The 9,548-nt window shown below is 64.8% G+C and carries 6 protein-coding genes and 1 pseudogene; 3 read left to right on the top strand and 4 right to left on the bottom strand.

Annotation, left to right across the window (positions count from 1 at the left end):
* Positions 1–145: 145 nt before the first annotated feature.
* From A5767_RS20305 to A5767_RS20290, 4 genes and pseudogenes are all read right to left on the bottom strand, one after another.
* On the bottom strand, positions 146–1,525 hold the full coding sequence (locus A5767_RS20305) for a glutamate decarboxylase (protein WP_064853016.1): 1,380 nt from the start codon (positions 1,523–1,525) through the stop codon (positions 146–148).
* Positions 1,526–1,602: 77 nt separating this feature from the next.
* A pseudogene (locus tag A5767_RS20300) lies at positions 1,603–1,857 on the bottom strand (hypothetical protein); the annotation flags it as partial.
* A 39-nt stretch (positions 1,858–1,896) separates the two neighbouring features.
* The gene (locus A5767_RS23835) at positions 1,897–2,313 is read right to left on the bottom strand and encodes a hypothetical protein (protein ID WP_231781836.1); all 417 of its coding nucleotides are present in this window, start codon (positions 2,311–2,313) and stop codon (positions 1,897–1,899) included.
* A 27-nt stretch (positions 2,314–2,340) separates the two neighbouring features.
* Complete coding sequence (locus tag A5767_RS20290; RefSeq protein ID WP_064853013.1) at positions 2,341–3,624, bottom strand: metal-dependent hydrolase family protein; 1,284 nt, start codon at positions 3,622–3,624, stop codon at positions 2,341–2,343.
* Between the two features lie 167 nt (positions 3,625–3,791).
* On the opposite strand from A5767_RS20290, the gene A5767_RS20285 reads away from it, so the two are divergent.
* The 3 genes from A5767_RS20285 to A5767_RS20275 all read left to right on the top strand — a co-directional run bounded on the left by A5767_RS20285 (position 3,792) and on the right by A5767_RS20275 (position 9,407).
* Positions 3,792–4,430 (top strand): hypothetical protein, encoded by a 639-nt coding sequence (locus A5767_RS20285; protein WP_064853015.1) that lies wholly within the window; start codon positions 3,792–3,794, stop codon positions 4,428–4,430.
* Between the two features lie 214 nt (positions 4,431–4,644).
* The gene (locus A5767_RS20280; protein ID WP_064853012.1) at positions 4,645–7,221 is read left to right on the top strand and encodes a YhgE/Pip domain-containing protein; all 2,577 of its coding nucleotides are present in this window, start codon (positions 4,645–4,647) and stop codon (positions 7,219–7,221) included.
* Entirely contained in the window at positions 7,218–9,407 is a 2,190-nt protein-coding gene (locus A5767_RS20275) for a YhgE/Pip domain-containing protein (RefSeq protein ID WP_039584847.1), read from the top strand. Before A5767_RS20280 ends, A5767_RS20275 begins: the two co-directional genes overlap by 4 nt.
* The last annotated feature ends 141 nt before the right edge of the window (positions 9,408–9,548 follow it).

Here is a 9,548-nt window from a genome sequence, read left to right as displayed (position 1 = left end):
CGGAGTCCGCCCACCCCCCCTCGCCGGCGCCTGACGCCCGCCCGTCTACCCGCCTCTGCCCCGCGCCGCCGCGTCTCCCGTGCCGTCTCCCATTTCGCCCGGCCCGCGCGCGGGCACGCCGCCCCCGCGGCTTCCCCCACGACGGTCAGTGGGCGAAGTGCGTCTTCGCCGGTCGATCGGTGTTCTTGCCTCGCAGCTCCCCGGTCACGCTGTCGAGGGCGTCCGCCAGCTTGGCGGCCAGGTCGCGACTGGAGCCTTCGCGCAGCACGATCCGCAGAACCGCGACGTCCTCGGCATCCGCGGGCATCGTGTAGGCCGGGACCTGGAAGCCGCGGGCGCGCAGTTCGTGTGAGACGTCGAAGACGGTGAATCCCGGGTCGTCGACGATTTCGAAAGACAGAACGGGAATGGCGGTGCCGTCGGTGATGACATGCATGTTGTCGATCTTGGAGATCCGTTCGGAGAGCATCAGTGCGGTGTCGCGCAGGGACTCCATGATCGCGGTGTAGCCGGCGACACCGAGTCGGATGAAGTTGTAGTACTGGCCGACGACCTGGTTTCCGGGGCGCGAGAAGTTGAGGGTGAACGTCGGCATGTCTCCGCCGAGGTAGTTGACCCGGAACACCAGGTCCTCGGGCAGGTGCTCCTTCGAGCGCCAGACGACGAATCCGATGCCCGGGTAGGTCATGCCGTACTTGTGGCCGCTGACGTTGATCGACACCACACGGGGAATCCGGAAGTCCCACTGCAGTTCCGGGTGCAGGAACGGAACCACGAAGCCACCACTCGCCGCGTCCACGTGCACCGGGACGTCGGGCCCGCCTGCGGCGGCGATCTCGTCCAGCGCCTCGGCGATCTCGGCGACGGGTTCGAGCTCCCCGGTGAAGGTGGTGCCGAGGATCGCGACGACACCGATGGTGTTCTCGTCGACTGCATCCCGGACCTGTTCCGGAGTGATGACGTAGCGCCCCTTCTCCATGGGCAGGTACTTCGGTTCGACGTCGAAGTAGCGGCAGAACTTCTCCCACACGACCTGTACGTTGCTGCCGAGGATGAGGTTCGGACGGGTGGCGTCCTCTCCCGCCTCCTGACGCTTCTGCCGCCACTGCCACTTCAGGGCCAGACCTGCGAGCATCACCGCCTCGGACGATCCCACGGTCGACACACCGGTTGCCGACGCGGGATCGGCGGTGAGGTTCTCCGCGTGGAACAGGTCGGCCACCATGTTCACGCAGCGGGTCTCGATCTCCGCGGTGGCCGGGTACTCGTCCTTGTCGATCATGTTCTTGTCGAAGGTCTCGGCCATCAGACGATCGGCCTGCGGGTCCATCCAGGTGGTGACGAACGTGGCCAGGTTCAGCCGTGAACTGCCGTCGAGCATCAGCTCGTCGTGAATGAACCGGTAGGCTGCCTCGGGGTCGGTTTCGGACTTCGGAAGGCGGAGCGCGGGGACCGGGTCGGTCCCGAGCCGTCCGGTGTATGCCGGGGCGAGAGTCTCCGCGCGGGCCGAGTTGCGTTCTGACATCTGTTCCTCCACTGGGTCGAACGGACGATCCTTGGCGTGTACGGGTCGAGCGGGGGGGTTGGCCGGTTCGGGGTGGATCAGAGCTCGATCGGGGGGTAGAGGCGTTCCATCGTGTAGCGGCGGTTGCGTCGCACGGACACGGCGCTGGCCGTGAGCGTGACGAGGAGGATGCCGGTGAGTACCGCGATCGCGATCCGCAGCCTGGAGTCGACGTGACCGGCGACGGTGGGCTGCCGGAGCCCGTTCACCGTGTAGGTCATCGGGTCGAACGGGTGGATGTACTGGAATGGTTTCGCGGTGGTCGGCACCGGATAGATGCCGCCGGCCCGGATTCCTTCACCCGGGGCACCATCCGGTACCACGGGGAATCCCTAGCGCAGCTGTTCTGTGACCAGGTAGCGGACGGTGACGGACGGCCGTACTTCTTCGAGTTCGTTCACGCACGCGATCGACGACTGCGCGAACACCGTCGTCTGCTTGTCGTTGCCGAGGACGGTCAACGAACCGGCATTGAGTCGCATCCGGCCGCACAGTGCCATCAGCAGTGCGGTTCGGGCTGCACCGGCCTGGGCGGCGATGACGCTGACCCCGCCGAGGTCGATGTCGAGGTCGAGTGGGCCGAACACGTGCCCCCACGGCCCGTGCAGTTCGATGCTGCGGGCTGATACCAGGGTTCCTGCGGTGTTCGTGACGATTGGCGGCGGTGGCTGCCAACTCTCGGACTGCATGTCGACCAACTCGACCTCCGGATTCGGGTACAACGCACTGACCGATTCCGGCCACGTCACCCGGAATCGGATGTCTGTGAACGTGCGCTACTGGAGAAGGTTCTTGACCACGTTGCCGTTCTTGACGATGACGGAGAGGTGTTTCGCGGGGTCGGCCAGCAAGCTGAGATCTTCGAGTGGATTGCCGTCGACCAGCAGGACGTCCGCCCACGCGCCCTCGGCGATCGCCCCGAACGGGGCCTGCCGGTACGGATCTCGCTCACCGGCGAGCCGGAACAATTCGGCGTTGCCCGAGGTGAGCATCCGGAGGGCGTCGGCGTTGCTGTAGTGATCGCCGAGGCGTGCTGCCATCTCACTCTGCCGGTGCGCAAGCTGAGGTTCGAGCAGGAGATCAGTGCCCCATGCGGTCTTGACGCCGTGCTTGCGCGCCCACTCGTATACGTTGTCCGTTCCCGAGCAGATCTCCTTGTCCTTGTCGGCTCGGTTCGGATCCGGGTAGTGGTGATCTCCCAACGCGAACGGCTGCATCGACAGCCAGACATCCTTCTCCGCCAGCAGGGCGATGGTCTCCTCGTCGGCGAGGTGGCCATGCTCGATCGACTTCACCCCTGCCGCGACCGCCCGGCGGATGCCCGTGACGTTGTAGACGTGCGTGGCGACGTAGGTTCCGTAGTCGGTGGCGGCGTGCACAGCCGCACGAAGTTCGGGATCGGTGAACTGGACGGTGTAGAGCGGGTCGTACATGGACGCGGCACCACCGCCGACCATCACCTTGATCTGGGATGCGCCCTTCTTGAGCTGCTCACGGACGGCGGCGAGGACGCGATCCGGCCCGTCAGCCACCCGCATGAACCCGATTTCCTCTGCGCGACTTTGATTTCCGCCGAGCGCTGTCGGACACTCGTAGACGAATCCGAAGTCGCCGTGCCCGCCGGTCTGGGAGATCGCGGCCTGCGACGGATAGATGCGAGGTCCCTCGAAGAGTCCGCGGTCGATCACCGACTTGATACTCCCGGTGTCGCCGGCCATGTCGCGCACCGCGGTGAATCCGCGGTGCAGCATGTTCTTGGCTTCGGCGAGGCCGTTGAGTGCGATGTGGGATTCGGTTCCCGCCACCATGTCGACGTAGGAGTTGACATTTCCGACCAGATGCACGTGGGCGTCACTCATGCCCGGCATCAGGACACGATTTCCACCGTCGATGACGATGGTTTCCCGGCTCGGATCTTCGCCGACAGGGGAGCTGGACACCCCCGCGATGGTCGCCCCGTCGATCAGGACGTCACCGGTGACGAGTGACGGCGACACGCCGTCGTATACACGAACGTTACGGAACAGCAAACGAGTTCCAGTGTCCGATTTGGGTGGCATGGGCCGACCGTAACACCGAGGAAGCCGTCCTGCTCGCCACGGCGCGGGCAACCCGTTCCGTGTCGACCCGAGGGGCGCGATTCGTCGAATCACACGAGGTTGTCGTGTCGACAAATGGACCGAGTGTCGTGCTGAAAGTATCTGGGATTCTAACTATCATGCGGCGCATGTTGATTCACCCGACACTGCGAATGCAGTCCTGGGGCTTCGTGATCGGCTCCGCCCTCTTCGCGCTCGGTTCGGCGCCGTATCTGTCTGCTGTCTTCGGGGTCATGCTCGCGAACGTCTTCTTCTTCGCGGGATCCTGGTTCTTCACCGCAGCCGCGTTCCTACAGCTAACGTTGAGTCAACCGGCCACCGTCGTCGACGCCGGCCGTCCCGCGATCCGCGCGCTGTGGCTGGCTGCCGCAGTCCAGCTACTCGGGACGATCCTGTTCAACATCAGCACCGGCTCCGCACTCCACGCCCACACCGTGAAAGGGGAGATGCACCTGGTCTGGAATCCGAACGCGGAAGGCTCCATCGCCTTCCTCGTTTCAAGCGCCCTCGCCGTACTCATTCTGTTCAGAGCCGGAACCTACTGGGCACCGAAGTCGAGGGACTGGCAGAGCGTCTGGCTCAACACCCTCGGTTCGATCGCGTTCGGCATCTCCGCAGTCGGAGCATTCGTCCTGCACGACGGGACCTCGCTCGACCCCAACTTGGCCAACGTGGGCACGTTCGTCGGCGCAGTGTGCTTCCTCCTGGCGTCTGCAGTCTTCCTCGGTCGCAGGAAATCGGCGCCGGAGCCGCTCCCGGTGTCGTGATTCCGCGGTGCCCATCCCGCTTCCGCCGCGACAGTGTTCGCCGAGCGATCATCGAGGCGTCCGCAGACGTGCCCGGCAAGTACCCGTTCGAGACAACCAATCAGGCCGCACACGCGGCCTGAACCGCTCAACCCCACGAGTCAACTGAAGTGGGGGCAGTCCCTTATCCACGGTGCGATCCATGAATGTCCATACAGCTAAGCGGGGAAAGTGTATGCGCAACGCCTACAAGGTGCTTCGTCGTGACCTCACGCGTATCCGTCGGGCTCCGAAGTCGTGGGCGATCATCATCGGACTGCTGGTGCTGCCCTCCCTCTACGCCTGGGTCAACATCATCGCGTTCTGGGATCCGTATGGGAACGCGGACCACATCAAGGTCGCCGTCGTCAACCAGGACGAGGGAGCCAGTACCGAGCTGACCGGTGAAGTGAACGTCGGCGAGCAGGTGGTGGCCCAGCTCAAGTCGAACGACCAGCTCGGCTGGCAGTTCATGGATGAGGACGCGGCCATGGAATCGGTCAGGTCCGGCGAGAGCTACGCCGCGATCGTCATGCCCCCCGATTTCAGCAAGAACCTCCTCACCATCGTCACCGGCGACTTCGTCCGGCCGGAACTCGAGTACTACACCAACGAGAAGGCCAACGCGATCGCCCCGAAGATCACCGAGGTCGGTGCGTCCACGCTCGACACGCAGATCAACTCGAACTTCGTCTCCACCGTCGCACAGACCATCGCCAAGGAAGCCGAGCAGGCCGGGGTCGATGCGGGAGACTGGCTGGTCGATTCGCGCAGCCAGACGCTGACCGCGTTGGACCAGGCCCTCGCGACGGTCCAGGCCACCCGCACGACCCTGACCGAGTTGAACGGCACGCTCGAGCCCGGGGCGGCGGCGCTCACCGATGCCAGGCGAGCCCTGGAGCGGGTGGACGCGGCCATCGGGGACGTCACCGCAGCGGTCTCCGACGCGCAGGGCCTCGTCAACGAGGTCCAGGGCGGCCTGGTCAAGTTCTCCGACACCCTGACCGGCGCCTACGTCTCCGGCACGGCGAACCTCACGGGCGCCACCACCCGCCTCAACGAGAGCGTCGGGCAGGTCGCGGTCGGCGCCGACGCGGCCCGGTCGGCTCTCAGCACAGCTCAGCGTGATGTGCAGGCGGTGATCATCGCAAATCAGGCGCTACTCGCCACCATGCGTCCTCTCGTCGCCGCCACCCCTGACGGGCTGCCGCTCAAGAACCAGCTGAACCAGGTGATCGGCGCGCTCGAAGCGCAGACGGTCCGCGATCAGGAGCTCCTGGCGACCCTGGAGGCCGCGCAGGCTGGTGTGTCCACGGTGGCCGATCAGACGGCCGCCGCGTCGGAGGCCATGGCCGCCGCCCAGCGTTCCTCCGGCGCGCTGCAGAGTGTGTTGTCGGGGACCTTCCCGGGGCTCAACCAGTCCATGTCGTCGCTGTCCGCGACCGTCGGGGCGTTCTCCTCGGCGCTCGATTCGCAGCGTGTGCTCGTGGGCGAGGCCGTTGGCATGCTCACCGAACTGGAATCGGTCATGGATGAGACCGGCTCCGCAGTGTCGTCGCTGGACGGGAACCTCGCGGACGTGCAATCGGATCTCATCGCCCTGCAGACCGACCTCAGTGCGATCAGTGCCACGGACCTCCTCAACCAGGTGAGCACACTGACCTCGCTCGACCCGGACACGATCGCCGAATTCATGGCGGGGCCCGTGGTGGTCCACGAGAACGACCTGTTCCCGGTGCCGGCCTACGGCTCGTCGATGGCGCCCCTGTTCACCAACCTGTCGCTGTGGATCGCCGGGTTCGTGTTGATGGTGCTGTTCAAGCTCGAGGTCGACGACGAGGATGTCGAGGGCCTGACGGTGCGGCAGGCGTACTTCGGGCGCTGGCTGCTGTTCGCGGTGATGAACGTCATCCAGGCGCTGCTGGTGAGCATCGGCAATGTGGTGATCGGCGTCCAGACGGTCAACCCCGTCGTGTTCGTCGCCACGGCGGTGTTCATCGGCCTCGTCTACATGTCCATCATCTATGCGCTCTCGGTGTCCTTCGGCTACATCGGTAAGGGCATAGCCGTGTTGCTGGTGATCATGCAGATTCCCGGCGCCTCGGGAATCTATCCGATCGAGATGATGCCGGACTTCTTCCGGGCGTTGTTCCCGTTCTTCCCGTTCACGTACGGGATCGACGCGCTGCGCGAGACCATCGGCGGCTTTTACGGCTTGCACTACCTCCGGTGCATGGCCGTACTCGTACTCTTCGCCGCGCTGGCCTTCATCCTCGGGCTGTTCCTCCGCCAGCGGCTGGGCAACTTCGCTCGATTGTTCAACAGCAAGTTGGCCGATACCGGTCTGTTCCTGAGCGAGGACGTGCAGATCCTCGGCTCCCGTCACAGGCTCACCCAGTTGGTGCAGGCCCTGACCGATCGGGACAAGTTCCGGGAGGACAACGCCCGCAAGCGTCGTTGGCTGGACACCAACCACAAGGCCGCGCAGCGCGCCGCACTGTTCGCCGGCGTGATCGGGTCCGTGGTTCTCTTCGTGATCGGGTCCGTCTTCCCCGATGAGAAGGCCACAGTCCTCGGGCTGTGGGGGCTCCTGTGCCTTCTCGTTATGGGTTCGATCGTGGTGGTCGAGTACATCAACCAGAACGTCCTGTACGGCGCAGAGGTCAGCGATCTTCCAGACGATGCGTTGAAGCGAGCTCTGGCACAGGAAGATATCGCGATCAGGTCGGACGCCCGACTCGACCAGCTTGAGAAGCAGGGACAGAACGCGTGAACAACATCATCACCCTGATCCGTCATGACTTCCGTCAGGCCACCAGCAACGTGGTCGCGGCGGTGGTGCTCGTCGGCGTCATACTGATCCCCTCCTTCTTCGCGTGGTTCAACGTGTTGTCGAGCTGGGACCCGTTCGACAACGTCAACAACCTCGAGGTCGCGGTCGCCAGCGCCGACGAGGGTTTCGAGAGCGACCTGTTCCCGATGCGCGTGAACGTGGGCGACCAGGTGGTCTCGCAGCTGCGCGCCAACAGCGACATCGACTGGCAGTTCGTCTCGGAGGAAGAAGCGATCGAGGGCACCAAGTCCGAGGAGTACTACGCAGCGATCGTGCTGCCGAAGGACTTCAGCCAGAAGATGCTGACCTTCATCGCCCCCGGCGCCTCGCCGGTGGAGATCGACCTCTACGTCAACGAGAAGAAGAACGCACTCTCCTCGCTGATCACCGGCGAGGCCGCGACGGAGGTATCGACGCAGATCAACACCAGCTTTACCAAGACCCTCAACGAGGTCGGCCTGGCGCTGGTGTCGTCATTGGCCACCTATCTCGAGGGCTCCGAGACGCAGCAGACTCTGGACCGGCTGCAGGCTTCGGTGGGCGGGATCTCCACCCAGCTGAATTCGGCAGCCGGCACTGCCGACATCTTCGCAGTGGTGCTCTCGTCTGCCGACAGTCTGCTCTCCAGCGCCGGTTCGCTCGCCACCGCATCGTCCGATGCCGTGCGGGACACCTCCGGAGCGATCGGACAGGGTGCCGGTGCCGTCACCTCCGCCCGGGACGTCCTCGCATCGACGTCCGAGCGACTCTCGCAGGCCTTCAGCGCCAGCGCCGGAAGCTTCGAGGCTCTTCGTGCCGAGGTCGACCGGATCTTGGGCAACTCGCCGTCGCCGCAGTCCGTGGCGACGCTGTCGCAGGCCTCCTGGATAGTCGGGCAGCAGGCCGAGTCGTACGCCCAGCTTCGTGATCGGTTGCGGGACCAGGCATCGGCGGCAGGTCTGGACCCTGTGACCCGGGACGCTGTGAATCTTCTCGCCGATCGAGTCGCTGGCATCGTCGACCGTCAGGAGGCTCTCGAGCAGCGCCTCGACGCGGCGGCGGCCGGTCCCCAGTCGACGGGTGACGTTGCCGCGGCGCGCAGCGCAATCCTGCGGGACGTGGATGCCGTACAGGCAGCGATCGTCGGGGCGCGGGACCAGTACACCAACAGCCTGCGGCCGAAGCTCGACCGACTCGCAGGCGACCTCTCCAGAGTGGAGGGGAACTTCGCGGGTATCGGTCAGGATCTGCGAGCAGCGGAGCAGTCGCTGTCCGCCGGGGCGGGTTCGCTGAGTGCCGGCCTCTCCGACGCGGAGACCGCGGTCCGGCTGCTCGCGAGCGATCTCCGTGGGACCTCGGATATCTTTGCCGATCTCGAGGCGGCCCTCGCGCGTGCCGAGAACACCGGTGACCTCAGCAAGGTGACCGAGATCATCGGCTCGAACCCGGCGACGTTCGCCTCCCAGCTCGCCTCTCCGGTGAACCTCAAGGAAATCCCGGTGTTCAAGGTCGACAACTTCGGTTCGCAGATGGCGCCGCTGTACACGGTCCTCGGGCTCTGGGTGGGTTCGCTGCTGCTCGCGGTGCTCATCCGCACCGAGGTCTCGCGCGAGTCGCTTCCACCGCTCGATAAGCCGCTCAAGCCGTGGCAGGAGTATTTCGGCCACTACGCGATCTTCGGCGGGATGGCTCTTCTGCAGAGCACGATCCTCTTCGTGGGCCTCATCGGCTTCGTCGGGGTTCGTCCGGCGCACCCGTTCCTGTTGATCCTCGCCGGGTGGGTGATGTCGTTCGTCTTCTCGCTCATCACGTACACGCTTGTGCTTGCATTTGGCGAGGCGGGTAAGGCAATAGGGGTGCTCCTGCTGGTCGTGCAGATCTCCGCGGGTGGGGGTGCGTATCCGTTGGCGGTCCTGCCGGAGTGGTTCCAGAACATCAGCCCGTTCGTCCCGGTCTCCCATGCCACGACAGCGGTGCGCGCGGCTATCGCGGGAATTTACGATGCCGACTACTGGAAGGCGCTAGGCTTCCTGTTGCTGTTCACTCTGCCGGTCCTGCTGATCGGTTTGGTCTTGCGCCTGGCGGTGAAGAATTTCAACGATGATCTGAATTCGTCGTTGGAGGGGACCAAGCTCCTGAGCGTGTGAGCGCTCAGCACCCGACTACTGCTTCAGGAGATCAGCCACCTCATCAGAGATGGCTACTGCACGGTTAAAGATGGTTCGGTAATTGAGTGAGCGTAGATCATAACGAGAGCCTGGTGTGGTCGAGGAAGCCGTGACACACGG

This window comes from Rhodococcus sp. 852002-51564_SCH6189132-a, assembly GCF_001665495.1.
GTDB classification, from domain to species: domain Bacteria; phylum Actinomycetota; class Actinomycetes; order Mycobacteriales; family Mycobacteriaceae; genus Rhodococcus; species Rhodococcus pyridinivorans.
Note: the sequence above shows the minus strand (reverse complement) of the source record. Positions and strands in the feature narration are given on the sequence as shown.

What these genes read in the sequence shown, in the direction of transcription:
- A5767_RS20305 (WP_064853016.1), bottom strand. Translation starts at nt 1,525, where the DNA reads ATGTCAGAACGCAACTCGGCCCGCGCGGAGACTCTCGCCCCGGCATAC.
- A5767_RS20290 (WP_064853013.1), bottom strand. Translation starts at nt 3,624, where the DNA reads ATGCCACCCAAATCGGACACTGGAACTCGTTTGCTGTTCCGTAACGTT.
- A5767_RS20280 (WP_064853012.1), top strand. Translation starts at nt 4,645, where the DNA reads ATGCGCAACGCCTACAAGGTGCTTCGTCGTGACCTCACGCGTATCCGT.
- A5767_RS20285 (WP_064853015.1), top strand. Translation starts at nt 3,792, where the DNA reads ATGTTGATTCACCCGACACTGCGAATGCAGTCCTGGGGCTTCGTGATC.